At 38.1% G+C, this 24,976-nt stretch carries 21 protein-coding genes; 19 read left to right on the top strand and 2 right to left on the bottom strand.

Annotated features, from left to right (window positions below):
* The first annotated feature begins 84 nt into the window (after positions 1–84).
* The 5 genes from MHH64_RS19435 (at position 85) to MHH64_RS19415 (ending at position 5,898) form a co-directional block, all read left to right on the top strand.
* Entirely contained in the window at positions 85–675 is a 591-nt protein-coding gene (locus tag MHH64_RS19435; RefSeq protein ID WP_340002254.1) for a CalY family protein, read from the top strand.
* A 125-nt stretch (positions 676–800) separates the two neighbouring features.
* Positions 801–4,220 carry a phosphodiester glycosidase family protein gene (locus MHH64_RS19430; protein ID WP_340002253.1) on the top strand — a complete coding sequence of 1,140 codons (3,420 nt, stop codon included), beginning with the start codon at positions 801–803 and terminating at the stop codon, positions 4,218–4,220.
* 124 nt (positions 4,221–4,344) lie between these two features.
* Entirely contained in the window at positions 4,345–4,911 is a 567-nt protein-coding gene (locus MHH64_RS19425) for a TasA family protein (protein WP_340002252.1), read from the top strand.
* A 97-nt stretch (positions 4,912–5,008) separates the two neighbouring features.
* Positions 5,009–5,332: a hypothetical protein gene (locus MHH64_RS19420; protein ID WP_340002251.1), complete on the top strand. Its 324-nt coding sequence runs from the start codon at positions 5,009–5,011 to the stop codon at positions 5,330–5,332.
* Entirely contained in the window at positions 5,326–5,898 is a 573-nt protein-coding gene (locus MHH64_RS19415; RefSeq protein ID WP_340002250.1) for a signal peptidase I, read from the top strand. The genes MHH64_RS19420 and MHH64_RS19415 overlap by 7 nt, the downstream gene beginning before the upstream one ends.
* A 132-nt stretch (positions 5,899–6,030) precedes the next feature.
* Here the strand turns inward: MHH64_RS19415 and MHH64_RS19410 are convergent, their stop codons facing one another.
* A complete protein-coding gene (locus tag MHH64_RS19410; protein WP_240033853.1) occupies positions 6,031–6,351 on the bottom strand; it encodes a hypothetical protein in 321 nt (106 codons plus the stop codon).
* A 574-nt stretch (positions 6,352–6,925) separates the two neighbouring features.
* Here MHH64_RS19410 and MHH64_RS19405 point away from each other — a divergent pair.
* On the top strand, positions 6,926–7,825 hold the full coding sequence (locus MHH64_RS19405) for a glycine betaine ABC transporter substrate-binding protein (RefSeq protein ID WP_340002249.1): 900 nt from the start codon (positions 6,926–6,928) through the stop codon (positions 7,823–7,825).
* Positions 7,826–8,069: 244 nt separating this feature from the next.
* Here MHH64_RS19405 and MHH64_RS19400 read toward each other — a convergent pair whose 3' ends face one another.
* A complete protein-coding gene (locus tag MHH64_RS19400) occupies positions 8,070–8,237 on the bottom strand; it encodes a hypothetical protein (RefSeq protein WP_158586299.1) in 168 nt (55 codons plus the stop codon).
* Between the two features lie 296 nt (positions 8,238–8,533).
* Between MHH64_RS19400 and MHH64_RS19395 the strand changes: the two genes are divergently transcribed.
* The 13 genes from MHH64_RS19395 to MHH64_RS19335 all read left to right on the top strand — a co-directional run bounded on the left by MHH64_RS19395 (position 8,534) and on the right by MHH64_RS19335 (position 24,807).
* Positions 8,534–9,049 carry a tripartite tricarboxylate transporter TctB family protein gene (locus MHH64_RS19395; protein ID WP_340002248.1) on the top strand — a complete coding sequence of 172 codons (516 nt, stop codon included), beginning with the start codon at positions 8,534–8,536 and terminating at the stop codon, positions 9,047–9,049.
* Positions 9,050–9,070: 21 nt separating this feature from the next.
* Positions 9,071–10,576 (top strand): tripartite tricarboxylate transporter permease, encoded by a 1,506-nt coding sequence (locus tag MHH64_RS19390; RefSeq protein WP_316246668.1) that lies wholly within the window; start codon positions 9,071–9,073, stop codon positions 10,574–10,576.
* 54 nt (positions 10,577–10,630) lie between these two features.
* Entirely contained in the window at positions 10,631–11,638 is a 1,008-nt protein-coding gene (locus MHH64_RS19385) for a tripartite tricarboxylate transporter substrate binding protein (RefSeq protein ID WP_095313876.1), read from the top strand.
* 164 nt (positions 11,639–11,802) lie between these two features.
* On the top strand, positions 11,803–12,819 hold the full coding sequence (locus MHH64_RS19380; protein ID WP_303448716.1) for a mannonate dehydratase: 1,017 nt from the start codon (positions 11,803–11,805) through the stop codon (positions 12,817–12,819).
* Between the two features lie 49 nt (positions 12,820–12,868).
* The gene (gene garD / locus MHH64_RS19375; RefSeq protein ID WP_095313879.1) at positions 12,869–14,401 is read left to right on the top strand and encodes a galactarate dehydratase; all 1,533 of its coding nucleotides are present in this window, start codon (positions 12,869–12,871) and stop codon (positions 14,399–14,401) included.
* 104 nt (positions 14,402–14,505) lie between these two features.
* Positions 14,506–15,441 (top strand): 5-dehydro-4-deoxyglucarate dehydratase, encoded by a 936-nt coding sequence (gene kdgD, locus MHH64_RS19370; RefSeq protein ID WP_095313880.1) that lies wholly within the window; start codon positions 14,506–14,508, stop codon positions 15,439–15,441.
* Positions 15,442–15,450: 9 nt separating this feature from the next.
* Positions 15,451–16,914: an alpha-ketoglutaric semialdehyde dehydrogenase GucD gene (gene gucD, locus MHH64_RS19365; RefSeq protein ID WP_095313881.1), complete on the top strand. Its 1,464-nt coding sequence runs from the start codon at positions 15,451–15,453 to the stop codon at positions 16,912–16,914.
* 197 nt (positions 16,915–17,111) lie between these two features.
* A complete protein-coding gene (gudD, locus tag MHH64_RS19360) occupies positions 17,112–18,467 on the top strand; it encodes a glucarate dehydratase (protein WP_303448710.1) in 1,356 nt (451 codons plus the stop codon).
* A 70-nt stretch (positions 18,468–18,537) separates the two neighbouring features.
* Entirely contained in the window at positions 18,538–19,224 is a 687-nt protein-coding gene (locus MHH64_RS19355) for a FadR/GntR family transcriptional regulator (protein WP_095313884.1), read from the top strand.
* Between the two features lie 248 nt (positions 19,225–19,472).
* On the top strand, positions 19,473–20,462 hold the full coding sequence (locus MHH64_RS19350) for a hydroxyacid dehydrogenase (RefSeq protein WP_340002246.1): 990 nt from the start codon (positions 19,473–19,475) through the stop codon (positions 20,460–20,462).
* Positions 20,463–20,624: 162 nt separating this feature from the next.
* Positions 20,625–21,872: a lactate racemase domain-containing protein gene (locus tag MHH64_RS19345; RefSeq protein WP_340002245.1), complete on the top strand. Its 1,248-nt coding sequence runs from the start codon at positions 20,625–20,627 to the stop codon at positions 21,870–21,872.
* A 647-nt stretch (positions 21,873–22,519) separates the two neighbouring features.
* Positions 22,520–23,842, top strand: a complete 1,323-nt coding sequence (locus MHH64_RS19340; protein WP_095313888.1) for an extracellular solute-binding protein — start codon at positions 22,520–22,522, stop codon at positions 23,840–23,842.
* 62 nt (positions 23,843–23,904) lie between these two features.
* Positions 23,905–24,807, top strand: a complete 903-nt coding sequence (locus MHH64_RS19335; RefSeq protein WP_340002244.1) for a sugar ABC transporter permease — start codon at positions 23,905–23,907, stop codon at positions 24,805–24,807.
* The last annotated feature ends 169 nt before the right edge of the window (positions 24,808–24,976 follow it).

Raw genomic sequence — 24,976 nt, 5'->3', positions numbered from 1 at the left:
GGTTGAGATTTCATTAGCTTAGTCAATGGAAGTGAGTAGTCTTTGGAAATCCCTAATCTATTACACTATCAGGAGGAAAAGAAGATGGGAGTAAAAAAACAATTGATAACAGGAATTTCTGCATTTGCTTTAGGTGTCGGATTAATCACTGGTGGTACTTTCGCTTATTTTAGCGATACAGATGAAACTAGCAATACTTTTTCTGCAGGTACCCTGGATTTAAGTGTTAATCCAACAACCATAATTAATGTTGAAAATATTAAGCCAGGTGATTCGTTTTATCGTAATTTTGAACTCACAAATGATGGGAGTTTAGACATAGAAAAGGTTTTACTTGAAACGTCTTATTCTGTAACGGATGCAGCGAATGACAACGGAGAAGAAGATTTTGGCGAACATATAGAAGTCGAATTTTTATACAATAACAACAACTCGGATGAGATTATTTACAAGACGACTGTTTCTGAGTTGGTTGAAATGACTCCAGAGGCTATTGATCAGCATATTATGTATCCTTGGTATGGCGAAAAAGGAATGCCTGTTGGTTCCGTACATGACTTCGGTGTCAAATTTAATTTTGTTGACAATGGTGAGGATCAGAATGTTTTTCAAGGGGATTCACTCGACTTGACATGGACATTTGAATCTTTTCAAACAGCTGGTGAAGATAGATAAGCTATCAATATGTTTTCAAAAAGCTCGGTAAAAGGATGCGAAACAAAAGTTAATAATTTTGAAATGCAGCTACCGAAGAATCGAACAAGTGGGGAATCATAATTTCAATATGAAGGGTGAAAATCATGCATTCTGTAAAAAAAATATTGGCTTTGTCGTTTGTATTTCTACTAACCTTTCAAACTATAGGAATAGTAGGATATGCTGCAAATACGGAGTCAAATAGTTCAGGAAACATAATGATAGAAAGCAAGGAAACGCCGCAATCATCAAAAGAAAATGAAGCCCAGATACTGACAGAAATTGAACAAAGTGAACGAATTGAAACAAAATCTGAATCGGAGCAGATTGGTAAAGGAGTTACATTTACTACATTTGAAATGCTTGATGCTCGAGGGTGGATTAATGGTGAAATGTTAGAGATTGATCTCAAAAATGAAGCTGTTTCTCTTGATCTTTTAACAGCAGACGGAGTAGTGGCAGCATCAGAACCAATTTCTGAAGTAACCAAACGCGAAGGAGCTATTGCGAGTGTAAATGGTGACTTTTTTGATATTAATTCTACTCAAGCTCCGTTAGGCATTGAAATTAAGGATTATGAAATAATCAAAGGTCCTAATAATGGAAGAGAAATGGCTGCAGGGGTTACAACAGAAGGGATTGGAGAGATAGCTGCTATTTTCCTCGAAGGTACTTTTACATTTAATGAGCAAGAACACGAACTAGCTTCCTACAACCAGAATACAATACCAGAGAATGGCATCGGTTTATATAATGCTTTATGGGGACAAGCATCAAGGGAAGGAGCAGTTCATGGGGATCCAAATGTTTATGAAGTGATTATTGAAGAAGGGGAAGTTGTGAAAACTGGCAGTGAAATCTCAGATGATGAAATCACAAAAAATAGGAATATATTAATTGGTAGGGGAAATGGGACAGATACTTTAAAAGAAATGCGGGTTGGAGATTCCGTAACAGTTGAAGATGCACCGAAAACAAATGGGGATGGGGAGTATGCATTTGCCATTGGCGGTAATCCAACACTTGTAAAAGAGGGTGCTTTGCAAGATGTTGATGACGAAACACTTGCGCCTAGAACGGCTGTAGGATTTTCCGAAGATGGTGGGACGATGTATCTCGTATTGGTTGATGGGCGTCAAAGTTCAAGCAGAGGGATGACTTTATATGAGATGGCTGAATTCATGAAAGAAATCGGATCGTATCAAGCATTAAATCTTGATGGTGGTGGTTCCTCAACACTTACTTCAAGGATGCCCGGAGAGAATGAAGCAGAAGTGAAAAACAATCCATCTGATGGTGTGGAACGTTCGGTGCCAAATGGTATCGGTATTTTTACTGCTAAAGAAAATGGACAATTAACAGGTTTAAATGTTGATACAGTTATGCAGCATGAAAATGCTTATCGTGTTTTCCCTGAATTAACAAGGAGCTTCACAGTGAAGGGATTTGATGATGCTTATGACGCTGTGTCTGCTGAGAATATTCAATGGGAAACTTATCCAAGTGAGTTTGGCACATTTAACGAAGAGGGAGTATTTACCGCAAGTAAGACTGGTCTTGCTGTAGCTAAAGCGAAGGAAGGTAATATTGAATCAGAAAGCAGAATTCAGGTTTTAGGAGATTTAAAGAGAATTGAAGCAACTGAATCCAGAATAAGTACAGTTCTAGAAGAACCCGATACTTTTTCGGTGATTGGATTTGATGAAAATGGTTATGCTGCACCTATTGAACCAGAGGATATTCAATTAGATTATGATGAATCTGTAATTGAGGTTACAAACAATGAAGATGCAAGCTTCACAGTAAATCCAAAACAAGATGGGGCTTCGACAACGATTACCATAGCAGTTTTAGATAAAAAATTCTATCTGCCTGTTACCATTGGATTTCAAGAGGAAGTTGTGTCGGGTTTCGAAGATTCTTCTGATTGGAGTGTTCAAAAACATCCATCCAGTGTTGGGGCTTCTATAGAGGAAGTGGAGGGCAGAGAAGGTAATGCAATTCAATTAAACTATGATTTTAGTACGACTACTGCAACTCGCGCAGCATACTTGCAAGCAACTCCTGATCTGGAGCTTCCGGCGAACACGCAAAAAATTGGTTTATGGATTCACGGAGATGGAAACGGGGCTTGGCTTCGTGCGGTTCTCAGAGATACCAGCAATACTCAATATGTAATAAACCTAGCTGATGAAGTAGATTGGACAGGATGGAAATATGTTGAAGCTTCGTTACCAGCGGGCGTGCAACATCCAGTCAAATTGTGGAGAATATACCCTGTCGAAACGGTTCAAAGTCAGCAATATGCAGGTAGTTTGATCTTTGATGAGTTGACTGTACAGGTACCACCAGAAGTAGACATACCCGAACAAGAAAAAATAACAACAGACCCACTTGTGATTCAAAATGATGAATTTGGTGAAGATCGCTGGAAGTTTGCTGTTATTTCGGACACGCAATTCGTTGCAGCAAATCCAAACAGTGATGTATTGCAAAGAACTCGTGAAACGTTACAGCAAATAGTAGCAGCGGACCCTGAATTTTTAGTAATCAACGGTGATTTTGTAGATACAGGATACCCTGAGGATTTTCAATTGGCGAAACAAGTTTTAGAAGAAGAAGTTGGTGATCGTTTTCCGATTTATTACGTTCCAGGAAACCATGAAATGATGGGTACGGGGAATTTAACCAATTTTGAAGAAGTATTTGGAGAAACGCGTCAATCATTCGTTCATAATGGAGTGCAATTTGTGATGTTGAATTCCTCGGCAGGGAGCTATAGAGCTTCTGACTTTCAACAATTAGTTGAATTACAGGCCACGTTAAATAAGGCTGCACGTAATCCAGAAGTTCGTAACACAGTAGTTTTTTCCCACCATCCAACTAATGATCCGATGCCAACAGATGCTAGTCAATTAAGTGACAGAAAAGAAGTTGCGCTTGTAGAAAAATGGCTATCTGAATTCAGAATGACATCTGGAGGAAAAGGAGCAATTTTTATTTCTTCACATGCCTCAACTTTTAATGTGAATCGGGTCAATGGCGTACCATATTTTGTGACTGGAACAGCGGGGAAAGACCCTTATGGTACTCCTGATAATGGAGGAATCCTTGGTTGGACTATGTTTGGTGTCGAAAATGAATCCTCATTATTAAGGGGTATTCAAAGTCCTGAAGAGACAGATTGGATTAGAACAGAAGTAAATCCATTACTTGAAGAAATAACGGTTGATGCACCTGAAGAATTAGCCGTAGGTGAAACGATTGAAGTAAAAGCTACCGGACATCAACCTGGAGGGATTAACTTCCCGCTTCGATACCCAGCAAGTGTAAACTGGTCAGGAAGTGACAATGTTTTTGTAGGTAACAGTGAAGAATCTAACGAAGCGATTCGATCTGGAGAATATACTTCCGTATTTGATTATACAACAGGTAATCTTCGTGCATTACAACAAGGTGAGGTTACATTAAAAGTTCAATCCAATCAGATGGAATCTGAAGTTAAAATTCAGATTAACGAGTAAGAACATAAATGGTCAATTGCATTAGGGAAAGCTGCTTTCTAACGCGTCCGTAAGCTAGACTCCCACCTATAAATTTGAAAAGAGGTGGGAGTCTCACGGACTACCATTTTAAGGAGGGGCTGAAGTGAGTATAAAAGGCAAGCTTATCATGAGCAGCTTCTTAGCTATACTTGGTATAAGTTTAATAGCCGGAGGCACGAGTGCTTATTTTACTTCTGTTGTATCCACTAATAATACGATTACAAATGGTTCATTGGTTCTTGGGTTAAATAAACAAGAGATTTTTCATATTGAGAATCTAGTTCCAGGAGATATACAGGAAACTCAATTTAAACTTACCAATGAAGGAAGTGTGGACATGGGAGATATTACGTTACATACTTCTTATGAAATCATGGACAATGGTGAACCAAATAATGGTGATGACCTCGGAAATCACCTCATTGTTGAGCTGTTATCCAATCAGGGCAGAGAAGAGACACAAATATTTAAAAAAACGCTCGCGGAATTAAGCCTTAGCCCACAGCAAATCACAAAGGAATTTTCGGCTGGAAGCACGGCAAAAGAATTCACAATCCGAATTACCTTTGTGGATAATGGAGAAAATCAAAATCATTTTCAGACAGATCAATTAAAATTCAATTGGGAATTTGAGGCAGTCCAGATAAGTGGTAATACAGATGCTGAATAAAGCATTGATGGAATAAGGGAATTATTTTTAATCCAGCTTTTCCTCGTCAAGTATATTTTATTGCCATGTAAGGCGACATGAGGAAGAGGGGATTAATATGGGATGGCTTTTTAAATATCGTGGCAAATCAAGGAACAAAGCTTCGCTAATTGTTTTAAAGGCTTTTATAAGCTTGTATGTCTTTTTCTTGTCTACAAGCTATCTATCTAGCAATACCAATTCATTCTTTCATTACTACCATAGCGTAGATGGAGAGGTAACCATAGGTGCTTGGGATAGTAGAAAAACTAATGAACATAGTGTAAAAGAAAAAATGAGCGGCATTGTGAAGACGAACTGTTCGGAGGAATCTTCTGAGGAACTACCGGTAAATGGAAATACAGAAGAGAAAAAATTATTGCAAGAAGGTGAAAAATGCTGATGCTATTAAAATGGACCAACAGGATAGTGACAGGTGTTTTATTTATTTTATTAATAGGTGTAACCATATTGGTTATTCCTGCTAAAATTACCGGAGAGCAGCCGGAAATATTCGGCTATCAATTGAAATCTGTTTTGTCGGGATCTATGGAGCCTAGTATTCAAACGGGATCCCTCATCGCAATAAAGTCAGTCAAGGGAGAAAAGATACCTCATATACAGGAAGGTGATGTAATTACATTTATTGGAGAAGAAAATAATTTAATTACCCACCGTATTTCTGATATTGCATTAACAGACAGCAGTACGGTTTATATTACAAAAGGGGATAATAATAATGCGACAGATTCGGCACCGGTATTAGCTGAGAATGTTGTTGGGCTGTATTCTGGATTAACGATTCCGTATGCCGGCTATGTCATTAATTTTGTCCAATCCCCCAACGGATATATATTATTTATGGTCATACCTGGTATACTTATGGTTGGATACGCTGTGTTCACTATTTGGAGAATTCTGAGGCAACTGGATGATAGAACAAAACATTTTGTGGATAATGCGGAATGAACGTGTTAGTCATGTTTTAAACGGCAATTAAATTTCTATATAACTGAGCAATCCGATTCAAAGTACTCGCTGGCGAAGCCCCTACCTTTTCGAACGTCTGCAAAGAATCGGATTGCTTTTTGAAGTCTGCGATTAGTCTCGTTTGGCTAGAATATCTTGGATAATCTCCGTGTGCACCCCCGCCCATGCCTTTTCTTTAAAATGCAGAATCAGGCTAATCGTGAGTAATATTAAGTAAATAATGGAGAAGATCATCCAATTTGAACTTCCATCGTGAAAGAGAAAGTTTTCCAATGGATTCGCAAAGAGAAAGAGTAGCCATGGTATAGCTGTAGCAAAAATTGGAATGATTCCAATCCCACTCTTTTCCTTTACGATTTGGTAATAAATTAATTTTAGGGTTTCACTGTCGAGCAACTGATAAAATTCTTTTATGGATGCCGGTTCCTTCAAATATCGGCTCTCTTTTATGTCTTCAATTGGCATCTCTTTTAGTCGAAGATAGAGTTTATGTGCATCCCCCCGCATAGAAAATTTCAGGGAAACTCCTCCTCTCATATGGTTTTACACTATTACCCTTTGTAAAATAGCTAAAATAATACATTGAATTCGTTTGGCCCTTTTATGCACTATTTAACACAACTCCCAATCGTGGCTAACTATTCCAGTTGTTAGAAGATAGTATTGGTAATCATGCTGGAAGTATTGAGAAATATTCAATTAATTGATCACTTAGCAGTACCAGTATTATTAGTTATTTCCGATTAGAAAGTACATATTATTAATATGTTGGTCTCAAGTTCCTATTTTTAGTAGTGAATATTTTTTGTAATATTCAAACACACTAATAATTTTAACCATTCCCGACCATAATCCCTGTGGGTGAACCTGAGTCCTGAAAATGGCTGATAATCACGATTTAAGAGCTTTGCTATAAAATTTGTTCTATTTTATTATTACTTAATGTTGGTCGAAAAAGTTTGTCTTATTTAAATTTACTGAATAGAGAAGGGGTTCTGCTATAATAATGAAACAGATAGTAAAGAAAGACATTGCTTTCATAAGCATAAGTATATTAATGATATTAGCAGCATGTCAGGGAGAGGCTGGCGATAATAACTCAGAAGAAGATAATGCAGCAGCTGACATTTCAGAAATTGTCGGGATTGAACCAGGATCCGGCACAATGACCATCGCAGAGGAAACAGTTGAAGCATACGACTTGGATCTGGATTTGTTACCAAGTACTGAACCTGCGATGATTACCGAATTGCAAACTGCGCTTGAAAATGAAGAACCGATTGTTGTCACACTATGGCAGCCACATTGGATGTTCAGCGAATATGATTTGAAATTCTTGAAGGATCCACAAGGAACACTGGGTGAATCAGAAAATATTCATACGATGGTAAGACAAGGTCTTGAGGAAGAGCATCCATCAGCATACAAGCTTTTGGACAACTTTTATTGGGAAGTGCCCGATATGAATGAAGTGATGGCAAAGTTTGGGCAAAATGAGGACGTTGAACCACGAGAAGCAGCCGAGGAATGGATTGCAGATAACCGTGACAAAGTTGATGCTTGGACAGAAGGCATTGACACAGTTGAAAATGAGACAATCGAGTTGGCCTATGTTAACTGGGATACGGAACTTTCATCAACAAATGTGGTTGCACTTGTGCTTGAAGAATTGGGCTATACGGTGGAATTAACCCCGCTTGACATGGGAATCGCATTTGAAAGTCTTTCAGTAGGGGAAGTAGATGGGATGTTAATCGCTTGGCTTCCAGTAGGTGCAGCATCTTATGCGGAGCAATATAAAGATGAAATTGTTGATTTAGGACCGAGCTTAGAAGGTGCCCAGCAAGGGTTTGTGGTTCCTGAATATATGGATATTGACAGTATTGAAGACTTGCCAACAAAATAAAGCATGAAGGCTAGGTAGTGATACCTGGCCTTTTTTGTTGTCAGGAAAGTAATGTGGATTATTAAATTGCTAGACAGGCACAGCTCAGAGTGAGCAGGAAACCCCTCACTGTATGAATCACCCCGATGACGAGAACATTATATTGTAGGAGCCGAGTCCTTACTGAGAGCGGTTTTTTAAGTATCAAGTAACATCATTTAAAATATAAACCTGCCCGGATTCATTGCAATATCAATAATAAAGACTACATGTCTTCATTATCTTTATCATTATTTTTACTATCATTGAGAACTAAAGCAATATTATTATTGTTTATTAATGGATCCAAATCTGGCTCTTTTTGCTCTTCTCCATAAAATGCTTTATTCAGCTCAATATTTGCTTCTTCTGTTTTAGTTGGTTTTTTCTTCATAAATGGAGGCCTCCTTGTATGAATATTATTTCCAGGGAGATTGAAGTTATGTATAGCTATCTTCATTAATAGAAAATTGCATGGAGTCTCGATATTCCATGAACCTATTACTGCTATAGTTTATACAAGTGAATCGATTTCATAATTGTTTTTTGAAAGTAAGCAAAATATTTTTAATCTTAGTAAACTTGCATAAAAGTTAGATTTTATTATTGACAATCCATATAATTTGTCTTACAATATGAATTATAAAAATTGGGTGAAAATTACATATTATTAAACGGAAGGTGTGTGAGATGATGGCAGTGAAATATCAAGATGTTTTTTCTGGTTTTTTTCTCCTGATTGTAAGCGTTACCATGTTTTTGGCGACGTTCAGTTTTGAAGCGCTTACTGAAAGCCAAGTAGGTCCAGACTTTATGCCGAAGATTATTGCATCTATGATGATGATTTTGAGTATTATCATCATCGTAAATGGTTTAAAAAGGGCAAAAATCGAAAAAGAAAGTACAGGTGCATACCAGACAGACGAAGAAGAGGGTAAGAAATCGGCGTCCCAAGACGAGAAAAAGAACCTTCTTCCAGTAATGATTACATTGGGTTTAATGATTGGTTACTTTGTATTAATACCAATCTTAGGTTTCTTGATAATGACAGCGCTTTACTTATTTCTTCAAATGCTTCTTTTGTCACATAAGTCAAATCGAAAAATCTGGCTTTTTGCTATTCTATCAATCGCAACATCCACCTTGATTTATTACGTTTTTCGTTCCGTATTTTATGTCATGCTTCCTACAGGAATTATTGGCTAAGGAGGTTATCATGTGTTAGATATGCTTTTAGCAGGGTTTGAATCCGTATTAACGATTTACATTATTTTACTTATTATAGTAGGGGTATTTTTAGGGCTAATATTTGGATCTATACCTGGGTTAACAGCAACAATGGCAGTTGCTATTTGTTTGCCAATCACTTATGGAATGGAACCAGTTGCAGGAATGTCCTTATTAATGGGGCTATACATTGGGGGCGTATCGGGTGGATTGATACCCGCAATCCTCTTAAAGTTGCCGGGTACACCATCGTCCATTGCGACAACTTTCGATGGATATCCAATGGCTCAGAAGGGAGAGGCAGGGAAAGCTTTTAGTTTTGCTATTGTTTCCTCGTTTCTAGGGGGATTATTGAGTATTGTTGTTCTAATCATGATAGCCCCACCACTAGGCAAAATAGCTCTTCAATTTGGTCCGTATGAATTTTTTGCCATTGTCATTTTTTCTTTAACGTTGATTGCAAGTCTTTCTGGCAATTCATTATCAAAAGGGATAATGGCGGGTTTACTCGGTATCGCTTTTGCGATGGTAGGTTCAGCACCTATTGATGCATTTCCTAGATTTACATTTGGCTTCCATAGTTTGGATGCCGGTTTTAATATATTACCAGTACTAATTGGGCTGTTCGCTTTATCTGAGATCTTTATTTCAGCGGAAAAGAAAATGAAGGGTTCAGTTAAGGCGAATTTAAAAAAGGTAAATTACAAGGTAAGTATAAAAGAATACTTGGGACAAGGATGGAACTTTCTAAGGTCAAGTGTCATTGGCATTGCGATTGGAATCCTCCCGGGGATTGGCGGTGGAACTTCTAATATCATTTCATATGTTGCCGCAAAAAATTCATCCAAAAAGCCTGAGAAATTTGGCACTGGGATTCCTGACGGGGTCGTTGCTTCCGAATCTTCGAATAATGCTGCTGTAGGGGGAGCGCTTGTGCCACTCGTTTCTCTTGGAATACCAGGTGATACTGTAACTGCAATGCTTTTGGGCGGACTCGTATTACATGGTTTACAGCCAGGTCCTTTGTTAATACAAAATAGTGGGGATATAGTCTATGGTATATTTGCTGCTTTACTGATTGCGAATGTTTTTATGGCTCTATTCTTGTTCTTAGGTATGAAGGGATTTGTACGGCTATTAAGTATTCCAGGCTATATACTATTGCCGATTATCCTCGTTCTTTGTGTAGTTGGTGCTTACGGAGTTAATAATCGATTGTTTGATGTAGGAGCGTTGATTTTCTTTGGTGTAATAGGTTATTTGATGATTAAATTTGGGTTTCCATTGACTCCTTTAGTTTTAGGGTTCATTCTTGGTCCGCTTTTAGAAACAAATTTACGAAGGGGATTGATGCTATCGCAAGGTGACTTTATGCCATTTCTAACTTCGCCAATTGCAGCAACCTTTCTATCAATCACGATAGTTTCATTGATTTTTGCGATATATAAAAACAAGAAAAATAAAAAGCAAGAGTCCACCGATAACTTAGAAAAAACCGGTACTTAAATCCACTTTTTATGGGTAAATCCCATTGAAATAAAAAATAAGGGGAGAAAATTTATGAGAAACTTTTTAAGAAAAACGCTTTTGGGTTCTGTTTTTATTGCATTACTAGTGCTTCTAGGAGCTTGTGCTGAAAACGCAGCTAATGGATCTTCAGATGCTAAAGATGATCCGGCAAGTGACTATCCTTCAGGTCCAATTACGGTTGTTGTACCAGCAGGGGCAGGTGGAGATACAGACTTGAATACAAGAATTATGGCCAAATATTTAGAAAAGGAACTTGACACTAACATTGTTATATCAAACGTAACTGGTGCGGGAGGAGCAACGGGTACGCAAAATGTTTTGGATGCTAAAGCAGATGGACATACAGTACTAGCCTTTCATAACTCTATGCTTCTGAATAATATCTTTGGGCTTACAGACTACACCTATACCGATTTTAAAATGGCGGGTGTTGGGGTATTAGACCAATCTAATACGTTTGTTACTTCAGCAGATTCGAAGTTTAATGATCTACCTTCATTGATAGAATATGCAAAGGAAAACCCTGGAGAGGTAACGATGGCAACTGAAATAGGTTCCATGACTTATATTCAAACACTACAATTTCAGGAACTTACCGGTGTAGAATTTAACATCGTTGATATTGGGGGAGCATCCGATAAGATCTCTGCACTTCTTGGAGGACGTGTGGATATTGTTCCAACATCACTCGGATTAATTAGCGGCTATATTGAGTCTGGTGATATGATTCCTCTTGGAATAATGGGTGAGGAAAGACTTGAAGGAGCTCCAGACGTTCCGACGTTTAAAGAGCAGGGAGTAGATATTGTTATCGATAAAGCATTTTATTGGGGTTTCCATAAAGATACTCCAGAAGAAATAGTAACTAAATTTTCGAATGCAATGGACCGGGTAGTTGCGAATGAAGATTACCAAGAGGAGATTGAAAATTCTTGGCTTAGTCCAACCTTTTTAAACTCCGAAGAGACGAATAAAAAGCTAGAAGAAATCAATGCAAGTTATCAAGAAGCTTATAAGAAATCAGAGGAAGATAACTAATATCCAAAAATAGAGTGGGGAAATATCAAGATGCTGATAAATTAGGAATTTATTCCAATATATTCAAGAATATTATGATCTGTTAAAATATTATTTTTACTCTAACGAGGAATCAATATAAAACCGAGTGAATCTATCTAACTAATAAATAGGGGTGACGCAAAATGATGAAGGTTTCAGTAACTGTGAATACCACAGATTTATCTGAGTTGGACTTAAAGCAAATGTCCCAGCTGGGTGTAGACTGCATCGATTTTGGTGCAGGTAACTCATTTGCAGGAGTAAAAGAGCAAGGCTATCCTGACTTGGATAAATTACTAGAACTACAAAGGAAAATACGGTCATATGGCATGGATATTAATAGGGTTACACTACCAAACTTAAGTGATAACTTTATGCGAAATCGTCCAGGTAGTGAACGCGAACTCGAAAACTCCATTAATGCAGTTAAGACTTTTGGGGAAGCCAATATTGATATTGTTAGACAGCGGTTTGAAGGCGATGTGTTTTACGGTTTATCTAAAAGCTATCAAGCAATACAGCGAGGTGGGGCCATTTCACGTGGGGAAAGTCTTGGGATCATGAAAGAAAAGGCGGAAACACCTACATTCGAAGAATTAGAGAAATGGTGGGCTGCTTTTCAAGGTGCATATGGAAAGCTTGTCCCGGCAGCCCAAAATAGTAATGTCAACATTGCAATGCATCCTTCTGATACGCCACATCCAGATTCACCATTTGGAGGATTGGGACTGCACCGTATTATCGATGATTTTCCTAATAAGAATGTTGGGTTAGTATATTGTATTGGAACACGTGCAGAAGCAGGGGGATCCTCTCTCGTTCTTGATGAAATCAACCATTTTGGACGCAAAGGTAGAATATTCTTGGTTCATTTCCGAAATGTAAGGGGGAGTTTACCTACTGCTGGAGCTTTTGAGGAGGCGCTACTAGATGATGGGGATATGAACATGTTTAAATTGTTGCTAGAACTTAGGAAGGTTGGTTACAACGGATGCATAAATCCAGATCACGTACCAACAATGGCAGGGGACACACCCGATCTGGATGATAGATGGGGACACTCCAATATTGGCTGGAAAGCTTCGAGTTTAGGATTTTCCTATTCTATAGGCTATATAAAAGCACTATTAGCAGCGTTGACTGAATTCGAGGGGAAATAAAGTAGTTTTGATAATGTAATTTATATTTTAGGAGGAGGGAATGAAGTAAATGGGCAATAAATTAGATACTGATACTCCTATATATATTAAAGTGAGTACCAAAGATAATACAGCAATTATCGTAAATTCGGGGGGACTAACGAAAGGCGCCAAATTTTCATGTGGTTTGGCACTTAACGAAAGAATCCCCGAGGGGCATAAAGTAGCATTATGTAATATAGCGGCAGAAGAAGAAATTATCCGTTACGGTGAAGTGATAGGATATGCAAAAGATCATATAAAAAAAGGGAGCTGGATAAGGGAATCTTTAGTCGATATGCCTTCTCCCCCAGGATTAGACAATCTTCCTTTTTCTACTAATCTAGTAGATGTTTCTCCATTGGAAGAAGGATTCACTTTCCTTGGCTATCGCAATTCCGATGGAAGTGTAGGAACAAAAAATATTTTAGGTATAACAACTAGTGTTCAATGTGTAGTGGGTGTTTTGGAATACGCAGTGAAAAGAATTAAAGAAGATTTGTTACCTCGTTTTCCTAATGTAGATGATGTAGTTGCTTTAAATCATAACTATGGTTGCGGTGTTGCCATCAATGCTCCTGATGCCACAATACCAATTCGTACCATACAAAATTTAGCCAAACATCCAAACTTTGGTGGAGAAGTAATGATTATTGGATTGGGCTGTGAAAAACTAATACCACAGCGTCTAAATGATGGAGAAGATAATGATAATATTTTGACCTTACAGAACGAAAGTGGATTTGTAAATATGGTCCAGTCCATTATTAATATGGCAGAGGAAAGATTGGATAAATTAGACAAACGTAAGAGGGAAGTCTGTTCCGTTTCAGATTTGGTAATCGGGGTACAGTGCGGTGGTAGTGATGCATTTTCCGGGGTCACTGCAAACCCGGCGTTAGGGTTTGCGACAGATCTTCTCGTCAGAGCAGGAGCAACCGTTTTATTCTCGGAAGTAACAGAAGTAAGAGACGCGGTTCATTTGTTAACTCCTCGTGCTGCTACAAAAGAGGTGGGGGATAGCTTAATCCGCGAAATGAAGTGGTATGACAATTACTTGAACAAAGGGCAGGCGGATCGAAGTGCAAATCCATCTCCAGGAAATAAGCGGGGTGGCTTATCAAATGTCGTTGAAAAATCATTAGGTTCAATTGTTAAATCGGGAACCTTGCCAATAACGGATGTACTTGCGCCTGGAGAAAAGGTAAAGAAGAAAGGATTAACTTTCGCTGCTACTCCTGCAAGTGATTTTGTTTGCGGAACACTTCAACTCGCATCAGGTATTCATTTACAAGTATTTACTACAGGGCGGGGAACACCTTATAATCTGCCGATTGCCCCAGTGCTGAAGGTTTCAACAAGAAATACTTTGCAAGAACAATGGCATGATCTCATCGATATAAATGCAGGGAAAATAGCCAATGGGGAAGCAACGATAGAAGAAATAGGATGGGAGATTTTTAAGGATATTCTTGAGGTTGCCAGTGGAACGAAAAAGACATGGGCGGATAAATGGGGGATTCACAATGATCTTGCACTATTTAATCCATCTCCTGTTACATGATAAATATAAATAATCGGTCAATGCGATTGACATCTATTATTATTTGTCTTACAATATAATTAACATAATATTCATAATTATAATGAAGAAGGGTCGGAATTTATATGGTTACGAAGAAAAGACAAGCCCCATCGGGGATCTTAGGTTTTCCGGTTGCACCAATGAACGAACAAGGGAAATTAGACTTAAACGGATTAGAAGCCAATATTGACTTTTTGCTAAAGGAAGGACTATCTTCCATATTTGTAGCATGTGGGGCCGGGGAATTTCATGCTCTCAGTAATGAAGAATACCGGTTAATAGTAGAAGTAGCTGTTGAAAGAGTAAAGGGGAGCGTTCCACTTTATACAGGTGTAGGCGGCAATATCACATCTGCTCTAGAACAGACAAAGATTTCCGAAGAACTCGGGGTAGATGGTTACTTGATCATGCCACCATACTTAATCAATCCGTCACAGGACGGTTTATACAATTATTTGAGTGAGATTATAGGAAACACTGATCTCAATGCTATTGTATATAACCGCGATAACTGTATTTTGAATGCGGATACATTAAGGAGATTATGTGAGTTTCCGCAGTTGATAGGCTTTAAAGACGGTGTTGGTAATATGGAACAAATCGCAGAGTTTACACATTTGTTTGGTGATCGTCTTGCATGGATAAACGGAATGCCCTTAGCAGAAGTTACGATGGAGGCCTATATTAACCTTGGATTCAGATCCTATTCATCGGCAATATCCAACTATATCCCTCATATTTCAGCGATGTATTATGAAGCACTTTTAAGTGGGGATAAAGAGATGGCTCACAATTTGTATGAAGAAATTATTTTACCGATTCATCGAATTAGAAGTCAAAAGAAAGGATATGCGGTTTCACTTATTAAGGCTGGGATGAAAGCCATTGGTCTTCCGGTAAGTTTACATGTAAGAGCACCAGTCGCCAAGGTGGAGGATCAACATTATGAGCAGCTAAAAGAAATTATTAATAAAGCTTCACAAAAATACCCTGCAAAAGCAGCAACAACATTAAAATAGGAGGTTCTTATGACTACTGAAACGAAAACCAAGACATATTTAAACTATATTAATGGTGAATGGATTGCATCTGATTCAGGTAAAACAGCAGAAAGTTTAAATCCTTCCCGAAATGCCGAAGTTTTAGGTTCTTATCAACTATCATCTGCTAATGATTTAGACGAAGCAGTTGTTGCAGCTAGTCAATCCCAAAAAGGTTGGAGGAAGCTATCAGGAAGTACAAGAGGCGATTATCTGTTTAAAGTTGCTGCTGTTATGGAAGAACGCCTGGAAAGTATAGCTGAAACAATGACGAAGGAAATGGGCAAGACATTCGCTGAAGCAAAAGGTGAAACAGCACGAGGTGTTGCGATTTTACGTTATTATGCGGGGGAGGGAATGCGATCTGTAGGCGATGTTATACCGTCATCGGACAGTGAAGCACTTATGTTTACTACAAGGGCGCCACTTGGGGTAGTAGGGGTAATAACTCCCTGGAATTTCCCTGTTGCGATTCCTATATGGAAAATCTCCCCGGCACTTATTTATGGAAATACAGTAGTAATTAAACCAGCCAGTGATACAGCGGTAACTTGTGCAAAAGTTATTGAATGCTTTCATGATGCTGGGCTTCCAAAAGGTGTCATTAACATGGTGACAGGATCGGGGTCTGTCATTGGGCAAGGGTTGGCTGAACATCACAAGGTTGATGGCATTACTTTTACTGGGTCAAATAATGTTGGTAAAAAAATTGGTAGTGCGGCTTTGAATCGCGGAATTAAATACCAACTCGAAATGGGAGGGAAAAATCCTGTAATTGTTACGGATGATGCAGATCTGGATCTTGCTGTTGATGCAACTATCAGTGGAGGACTTAAATCGACTGGACAAAAATGTACGGCAACCAGTCGAGTGATCGTTCAAAGCGGGGTTTATGATGAATTCAGGGAAAAGCTTCTTAAAAAAGTTGCTGAGATAACTGTCGGAAGTGGAATGGAAGAAAGTAACTGGATGGGACCTGTTGTTAGTGAAGGTCAACTTGAGAATGTACTTTCCTATATAGAGAAGGGCAAGAAGGAAGGTGCTAAACTAATATTTGGTGGTAAGCGTGTTTCTACCCCCGATACAACAAATGGTTATTTTGTGGAACCAACTGTTTTTGAGGAGGTTTCAACGAACATGATCATTGCCAAAGAGGAGATTTTTGGACCAGTATTGGCCCTTATGAAGGTAGATACAGTCGAAGAGGCATTAGAAATGGCAAATGATTCGGAATATGGTCTAAGTGCCTCTATTTTTACAACGAAAGTTCGAAATATGTTGGAGTTCATAAATGAAATGGATGCTGGACTGGTTAGAATCAATGCAGAAAGCGCTGGGGTAGAGCTGCAAGCCCCATTTGGAGGCATGAAACAATCAAGTTCCCATTCCCGTGAACAAGGGCGGGCTGCGATAGAATTTTATACTTCAATAAAAACGGTATTTGTAAAATAATAATGGAAAGGGGAGTTATGCACGCTATGCTTACTCCCCATTTTTTAAAGTTTCAAAGCATATATAGTGGCATCCTTTTATTTACACTTACATTTGATCAAAAGGCAATACATATTTTAGAATTCGATAAACGATTAGCGTTTAAAATTTAATAATTTCTATTAAAACTAATTTTAACAATATAGGAGGAATGCTGTATGGTAAGTACAGAATATCCAAAAAGAATTAATACATTGCGAATTGAGAAAATGATCGTTATTCCAGTAGCTGGTCATGACAGTATGCTATTGAATTTAAGTGGAGCACACGGTCCTTTTTTTACGCGCAACATTGTAATTTTAGAAGATAATCATGGGAATAAAGGAGTAGGTGAAGTTCCAGGTGGAGAATCGATCCGTCAAACGCTTGAAGAATCAATACCTTATGTAATAGGTAAACCAATTGGTGCTTATAATAATATTTTAAATACTGTTCGAACAATGTTCTCTTTTAGGGATGAGGGTGGAAGAGGTTCTCAAACATTTGACCTTAGGACAACAATACATGCAGTAACCGCTCTGGAGGCAGCCTTGCTTGATCTATTGGGTAAATTTCTTGGAGTTCCAGTTTCGGAACTGCTTGGTGATGGACAACAAAGAACACATGTGGAGATGCTAGGGTATCTTTTTTACATCGGTGATCAACGGAAAACAGATCTTCCCTACGTAAGTAATCCCAATTCAAAAGATAAATGGATGAGGATACGCCATGAAGAGGCTTTAACCCCTGATGCAATCGTTTCTCTTGCTGAAGCTGCACATGAACGATATGGCTTTAATGATTTTAAATTAAAAGGTGGGGTCTTAAAGGGAGAAGAAGAAATATTAGCTGTAAAGGCACTGTCCAAACGTTTCCCCAATGCAAGAATCACATTGGATCCGAACGGAGCTTGGTCATTGAATGAAGCAATTCATCTATGTAAAAATCAGCAAGATGTTCTTTCATATGCTGAAGATCCTTGTGGTGCCGAGGGTGGCTATTCGTCACGTGAGGTAATGTCAGAATTTCGTCGTGCGACAGGTATCCCTACCGCCACGAACATGATTGCAACGGATTGGAGAGAAATGGCACATGCCATACAGCTGAATGCGGTTGATATACCACTTGCTGATCCCCACTTTTGGACAATGCAAGGATCAGTTAGGGTGGCGCAATTGTGCAATGAATGGGGATTAACCTGGGGGTCCCATTCAAATAATCATTTTGATATATCACTCGCGATGTTTACACATGTGGCTGCTTCAGCCCCGGGGCATATTACAGCGATAGATACCCATTGGATATGGCAAGATGGACAACGATTAACAAAACAACCTTTTCAAATTATCGATGGAAAAATAGAGGTGCCACAAGTACCAGGTCTTGGTATAGAAGTAGATATGGAAAAAATCAAAGAGGCAAATCAATTATATAATGAACAAAATCTTGGGGGACGTGACGATGCTATCGCCATGCAATATTTAATTCCTGGATGGGAATTTAATAATAAAAAACCTTGCTTAGTTAGAGAATGATAATAAAATGTTAAAATAAAGAGGGTTCGTTAGTTGGAAAACATATATAGATAGCAGTGTTTGAGGAGGAATGACTAATTTGGAAAATTATTTTGTCGATACAGTACAAAGGAGTACACTTTCACAGCAAGTGTTAGAGAAAATTGTCGCTCTTTTGGTAAGTGGGCAATTAAAATCAGGTGATAAGCTACCACCTGAAATGCAATTAATGAAGCAATTAGATGTTAGTAGACCAGTGTTGCGGGAAGCATTAAGTTCGCTTGAAACATTGGAAATAATTACTCGCAAACCCCGTGGAGGAACGTTTGTAAATGACAAGGTAGGAAGTAATCCATTTACAGCGATGATCTCACTCTCCATTAATAATTTACCTGCTCTGTTTGAAGCCCGTATGTCATTAGAATTAGGACTTGTGACGATAGCGGCTGAAAAAATTACGGATGAACAATTGGATCGTTTATATAATTCAATCAATGATATTAAAATAAACGCGCATACAAACTATGGTAAATACGATAAAGAATTTCATAGAATTATCGCGCTTAGTGCAAATAATCCAGTTTTAGAAGGTATGATCACATCACTTCTTATTACACATGAAAAAACGGATAGTTTAATTGAATATCGCGAACCCGAGATTACGATGGAACATCACCTTGCAATATATGAATCCTTAAAAAAGCGGGATCCCCATGAAGCTTTTAAACAAATGTACAAACATTTGAGTTTTGTTCGAAACAAGATATTGAATACCTAATCTGAATAATTGCTTCTTAGAAGAACTATACAGGATGTAAACAGGAACAGTTTATTATCCTGTTTTCATTTTGTATAAAAAGTTGTTTAGGTGTATGAAATTATGAAATAAGAGGAGATATGTATATTTCTTAGATTATTGTTTCCCTAAAATCAGGAAGCTACGTATATTCATCCGAAGTGTAAATTATCCAATAAGTAATTTGTGTGTATTCATACTATTTACGAAATGCAATTAGGAGGAGAAAAATGAAATTTAGCGTATTAGTTCCAAGGAAAATAGCGCAGGCAGGTATTGATTATCTGGAAAACAATGGTTGTACAGTTGATGTGCAACAGGAGATGACTACAGATGAACTTAAGGGTTCCATACAACATTACGATGCGGTAGTGCTTAGAACAAACATAATAAACAGTGAAATAATTGCCAACGCAACTAAGTTGAAAATTATAGCACGGTACGGTGTTGGTTTAGATAACATTGATATAGAAGCAGCCACGAATCGTGAAATCTATGTAACCAATACACCAACTGCTAATATTAATTCCGTAGCTGAACATGTAGTTGGATTGATACTCTCCATTTCCCGTCAAATAAATAAGGTTGATCGTGCAGTTAGAGAGGGAGATTTTAGTATACGAAATACTTCACCCGGAACAGAGCTAAAGGGTAAAGTCCTTGGAATCTTAGGTTTAGGTAATATAGGGAAGTTGGTAGCCGAAAAATGTGCTCTAGGATTCGGGATGAAGGTTATTGCATACGATCCCTATATCGATCAACCAATGATTGATTATATCTCTATTGAAAATGATTTGGAAAGATTGATTAAACAAGCCGATTTTATATCCTTGCATTTACCTTACAATACATCCAACCATCATCTATTTAATAAAGAAAAAATCGGATGGATAAAACGGTCAGCATTTTTAATTAATGCTGCAAGGGGAGGGTTGGTTGACGAAGAAGTATTAGCAACCTCTTTAAAAGAAAAGTCTATCGCTGGGGCAGCATTAGATGTTTTTGAACAAGAACCACCTTGCTTGAATCATTCTTTGTGGGAACTTGATAATATTATAGTTACACCACATATAGCCGCATTAACCAACGAAGCAATGAACGAAATGTCAATAGATTGTGCAAAGGAAATTGTCCGAATTAAAAACAAAGAACAACCGCATTTTTGGGTGAATAAACAGGAAATGACTGAAAAGAGTTTTAGACGTAAGGCATTCAAATAGTCAACTAAAATTCGTCTAAAGAATTCTCATGTAAGTACAAACAGGGTTGATAAGAAGAGGTCGTTCACTATGCTTGTAGATGTCGCGGACTATAGAAGGAATAAAACATTCGAATAGGAATGGTGTTATGAGAAGTAATCAAATGATAATGAGGTGGCAGGCATGCGTGTTATTGAAACCTTAATAAAAGACATACCTTTACCTAGAATGGTTAAAGTGCAGCAAGATTTTTACGCTCCCGAGATTTTAGAGGTAGACAAAGCTGTACATGATGCGATTAAGGAAGCAGGGGTGCTATCTAGAATTACAGAAGGTGATCGCGTTGCAATTGCCGTAGGAAGCCGAGGTGTAGCGGATATTCCTATTTTAACAAGGGAAGTAGTTAATGCTGTTAAATCAGTTGGTGGGCTACCATTTATTGTACCAGCTATGGGTAGTCACGGAGGGGCAACAGCAGAAGGTCAACGGGATGTATTAGAGAAACTGGGAGTTATAGAGGAATTCATTGGAGCTCCGATTATATCTACTATGGATGTCGTTGAATTAGGTAGATTACCAAAGGGGTTACCAATATATATCGATAAAAATGCTTACGAGGCGGATAAAATTATCTTTATAGCAAGGATTAAACCGCATACTGCCTTTCGTGGTACCCATGAGAGTGGTCTTGCAAAAATGATTACGATTGGTCTTGGCAAACAAAAAGGGGCGGATGCTGCACATTCTTACAGTTTCAAATATATGGCCGAACATGTACCGGCAATGGCTAGAATAACTTTAGCTAACGCTCCTATAATCTTTGGGCTTGGTACAATTGAAAATGCGTATGACAGACCGGCCAAAATTATAGCTGTTCCTGCCGAAAAAATAGTTGAAGTTGAACCTGAATTGTTACTTGAAGCCAAATCACTTATGCCGAGATTAATGTTTAATCCTATTGATGTTCTCGTGGTGGACGAGCTCGGAAAAGATATTTCAGGAAGCGGGATGGATCCTCATATCACCGGGCGATATCCGACTCCGTACGCAACAGGAGATCAAAAAACCTCAAAAATCATAGTTTTGGATCTCACTGAACAAACACATCATAATGCAAACGGAATAGGTCTAGCGGATATAACCACTCGAAAAGTATTTGAAAAAACAGCCTGGGATAAAGGATTTGCCAATGCCCTTACAAGTCTTGTAACCGATGTGGTAAAGTTTCCAATGTTCATGAATACTCCAGAATCAGCAGTTAAAGCAGGAATAAAAACATCTGCTTTATTTGATCCATCAAAAGTGCGGCTAGTTCGAATAAAAAATACACTCCATATAAAGGAAATTTATATTTCAGAGAGCCTATTGGCTGAAGCAAAACAAAATGAAAATATTAAAATACTTGGCGAGCCTCATATTATTAATTGGTAAAATTGGATGGAAGCTGAATTTTTTGTCTTTACCATGGTTTTGTCAGAAAGGATTTTTAATAAATGACGAGGATTTAGGGTTGGAACGACTGAAGCAGGTTACGATAAGGGATTCGTAGAGTTTAAGATCTTGTGAGCTTTCCATTGTTAAACCCAGTAGAACTTATTATCCAGGTCCAGCGCTTGAAAACGAAAGATGCAGAAACGGTCGAACAGTACACGCAGCTTGCATGCAACTGGAAATTGATTAACAGGTGCCAATGGAGACAGCGATTATATCTCTTCTGCTGTTTACAATAATGGTTAAATTAGTTTTAATTCCAGCTGTATATCGGATATCCATCAGGTATGGTTGTGAAGGATTAAGAGTTATTCATAATATTATTCTAATCAGGTGCATGAGTTCTACATGCATCTGATTTTATTGTTGCTTTTTAAGAATGTATGTAAGAGAGAGTTGTATATCGTATATATCTGAATGAAGGCAAACAGTAATTAATAGAAATAATTTTCAAATTAGGATAAAAAGTAGAAATTTTTTCTGAAAAGTCTTGCTATATAATTATCAAACAATTAAAATAAAGGTTAAGGAAACGCTTTCATAAAGAGGCAATTTCCGTTTTCACAATTAAAAGGGAGGAAAAAAGAATGAAAAAGAGACTTTCATTTGCATTAGTTACAGCTTTACTTTTAGTTGGCTTAATGGCTTGTAGTAGTGAGGATGAAGGAAATGCTACTTCAGACGCTGGATCATCAGGTGAACTTTCAGGGGAAGTGACCATGTGGACTGCTTCATTGGCTGGTGAACCATTTGATAGTTATTTTGCTGATTTAGAAGCAGCATTTGAAGAAATGCATCCAGAAGTTGATGTCATCATAGAAGATATTCCACAAAATGAAATTGAACAAAAAGTACTTACTTCACTAACTGGTGATGATGTTCCAGACGTTGTGAACCTAGCACCGCGTTATATGATTAATATTGCTGCACAAGGTGGGCTTTTAGAGTTAAATGACTTAGTAAGTGAAGAAGTCCAAAATTCCTATTTAGAAGGCCCTTTTGAAGCAGGGTATTTTGAAGAAGACTTATATGCCTTACCTTGGTATTTAACAACTACGGTAAGCTGGTACAATAATGACCATTTCGAACAAGCTGGAATTACGGAAACTCCTCAAACCACACAGGAAATTTATGATACAGCCAAGGCTATTACAGATGCAACAGGTAAACCTTCTTACTACCAAATCATCAACCAAGGTGACACGGTAATCGAAAAGATGATTTCCATAGCGAATGGTGAGCCGATTGTGGAAGAAGGAAAAGCGTTATTAACTGAAAATGAAGAGATTCTTGAGTTCTTTACGCTAACACAAAAAATGTATGAAGAAGGGATTATGCCACAGGAAAATGCGGAAGGATCTTTCTCTACTGCACAAGAACTATTTATGGCTAATAATGTATCCCTCCTTGAAAGTGGGGTAACCTTCTTGGGACCGATTGAATCTGGTGCACCAGATGTATATAATGCAGCAAAAGCTGGTCAACCATTAAATGCCTTAGATGCGCCAATGAACGTAGCTGTTATGAATTTTTCTATTCCATCAAAAACAGATAACCCAGATGCGGCAGTTGCATTAGCGGAATTTGTTACGAATGCAGAAAATCAATTAGAGTTTGCAAAAGTTGCTGGAACGGTACTTCCTTCCACAACGGAATCATTGGAGGATGAATATTTTACGAATCCAGGGGACTCACCTAAAGCGTTGGGGATGTTAGAAGCATCAACTTCTCTTGAACGTTCGAAGGTGCTTATTCCACCGGTAGAAAATTCTTCTGAACTTTATGAAATAGTTAAAATGGCATTTGTAAAAAATATCCAAGGAGATATAACTCCTGAAGAAGCCTTGCAGGAAATCACAGAAAAATGGGATGCATCCTTTGAAAAGGCTGGTTTAACACCAACATTCTAATACATTACAAAACTGAAGAGACTAGCAGCCCTTGCTAGTCTCTAAATTCAGGAGGGATATGAATGAGTAGACATCCTTTCTCCAAAAAGAGTCTAACAGCAGCTATTACACCTTGGTTATTCTTACTTCCATCTATTGTGATATTAGTAACGTTTTTAGCAATACCAATTATAGAAGCGTTTCAATGGAGTTTTCTAGATTATAAGATTATTGCAGATACAAGTGAATTTGTAGGTTTTGCTAATTTTAAAGAGATATTCTCGGACGAAATGTTTTGGATGGCATTTGTGAACACAATCTTATATGTTGCCATTGTTCTTCCTTTAAACATATTTCTTCCGATGATTTTAGCTGTTCTAGTTAATCAAAAAATACGTGCTGTTGGGGCTTTTCGGGTGCTTTATTATTTACCAGTTGTAACGCCGATTGTCGTAGCCGCATTAATGTGGAAAATGCTTTATTCCCAGGATGGTACGGTATCCAACTTCTTCGTAAAACTAGGCATAATTGATTCTCCAATGAATTTTTTAACGAATACAACAACAGCACTTATCGCGGTCGCATTTATTACCGTTTGGAAAGGGCTAGGTTACTATATGATTATGTATCTAGCAAACCTGCAATCTATTCCAAAACAAGTGTATGAATCAGCAAGTATTGACGGTGCGAATGGCATACAACAATTCTTTAAGATTACGGTACCGATGATGGTTCCTTCCATGACATTGGTTTCGGTTCTAACTATTATTAACGGATTGAAAGTCTTTGAAGAAATAGCTCTGACAACCAATGGTGGTCCAGCTGGGGCTACTACTACACTTGTTATGTATATTTACGATAAGTTCATGAATTTGGATGTGTCCATTGCTTCTGCTGCTGGACTAGTCTTATTACTGTTAGCCATTATTGGATCACTCATTCAAATGAAGCTAACAAGTGGTCGGGAAGATGATTTGAAGGCTTGAAAAGTGTGTGTTCAAAGGGAGGATAAAAAGGACCAAGAAGTTCAAGGCGGCGAAGCTTTGAGTACCGGGCTTTCACAGGATGTGGTGACTTCTGTATTGTCCACAGGACGTGGACGGTTTTAACAGAAGTTCATTGAATCCCTTAATACGTGAGGAACGGGCTTGCACA

It is taken from the genome of Oceanobacillus sp. FSL K6-0127 (assembly GCF_037983385.1).
Lineage (GTDB): Bacteria > Bacillota > Bacilli > Bacillales > Amphibacillaceae > Oceanobacillus > Oceanobacillus profundus.
This window is presented reverse-complemented; position numbering and strand designations above follow the sequence as displayed.

Excerpts from the sequence above, each read along its gene's own strand:
- MHH64_RS19435 (WP_340002254.1), top strand. The coding sequence starts at position 85 with ATGGGAGTAAAAAAACAATTGATAACAGGAATTTCTGCATTTGCTTTA.
- MHH64_RS19430 (WP_340002253.1), top strand. The coding sequence starts at position 801 with ATGCATTCTGTAAAAAAAATATTGGCTTTGTCGTTTGTATTTCTACTA.
- MHH64_RS19420 (WP_340002251.1), top strand. The coding sequence starts at position 5,009 with ATGGGATGGCTTTTTAAATATCGTGGCAAATCAAGGAACAAAGCTTCG.
- MHH64_RS19415 (WP_340002250.1), top strand. The coding sequence starts at position 5,326 with ATGCTGATGCTATTAAAATGGACCAACAGGATAGTGACAGGTGTTTTA.
- MHH64_RS19405 (WP_340002249.1), top strand. The coding sequence starts at position 6,926 with ATGAAACAGATAGTAAAGAAAGACATTGCTTTCATAAGCATAAGTATA.
- MHH64_RS19400 (WP_158586299.1), bottom strand. The coding sequence starts at position 8,237 with ATGAAGAAAAAACCAACTAAAACAGAAGAAGCAAATATTGAGCTGAAT.
- MHH64_RS19395 (WP_340002248.1), top strand. The coding sequence starts at position 8,534 with ATGATGGCAGTGAAATATCAAGATGTTTTTTCTGGTTTTTTTCTCCTG.
- MHH64_RS19390 (WP_316246668.1), top strand. The coding sequence starts at position 9,071 with ATGCTTTTAGCAGGGTTTGAATCCGTATTAACGATTTACATTATTTTA.
- MHH64_RS19385 (WP_095313876.1), top strand. The coding sequence starts at position 10,631 with ATGAGAAACTTTTTAAGAAAAACGCTTTTGGGTTCTGTTTTTATTGCA.
- MHH64_RS19380 (WP_303448716.1), top strand. The coding sequence starts at position 11,803 with ATGATGAAGGTTTCAGTAACTGTGAATACCACAGATTTATCTGAGTTG.
- garD (WP_095313879.1), top strand. The coding sequence starts at position 12,869 with ATGGGCAATAAATTAGATACTGATACTCCTATATATATTAAAGTGAGT.
- kdgD (WP_095313880.1), top strand. The coding sequence starts at position 14,506 with ATGGTTACGAAGAAAAGACAAGCCCCATCGGGGATCTTAGGTTTTCCG.
- gucD (WP_095313881.1), top strand. The coding sequence starts at position 15,451 with ATGACTACTGAAACGAAAACCAAGACATATTTAAACTATATTAATGGT.
- gudD (WP_303448710.1), top strand. The coding sequence starts at position 17,112 with ATGGTAAGTACAGAATATCCAAAAAGAATTAATACATTGCGAATTGAG.
- MHH64_RS19355 (WP_095313884.1), top strand. The coding sequence starts at position 18,538 with ATGACTAATTTGGAAAATTATTTTGTCGATACAGTACAAAGGAGTACA.
- MHH64_RS19350 (WP_340002246.1), top strand. The coding sequence starts at position 19,473 with ATGAAATTTAGCGTATTAGTTCCAAGGAAAATAGCGCAGGCAGGTATT.
- MHH64_RS19345 (WP_340002245.1), top strand. The coding sequence starts at position 20,625 with ATGCGTGTTATTGAAACCTTAATAAAAGACATACCTTTACCTAGAATG.
- MHH64_RS19340 (WP_095313888.1), top strand. The coding sequence starts at position 22,520 with ATGAAAAAGAGACTTTCATTTGCATTAGTTACAGCTTTACTTTTAGTT.
- MHH64_RS19335 (WP_340002244.1), top strand. The coding sequence starts at position 23,905 with ATGAGTAGACATCCTTTCTCCAAAAAGAGTCTAACAGCAGCTATTACA.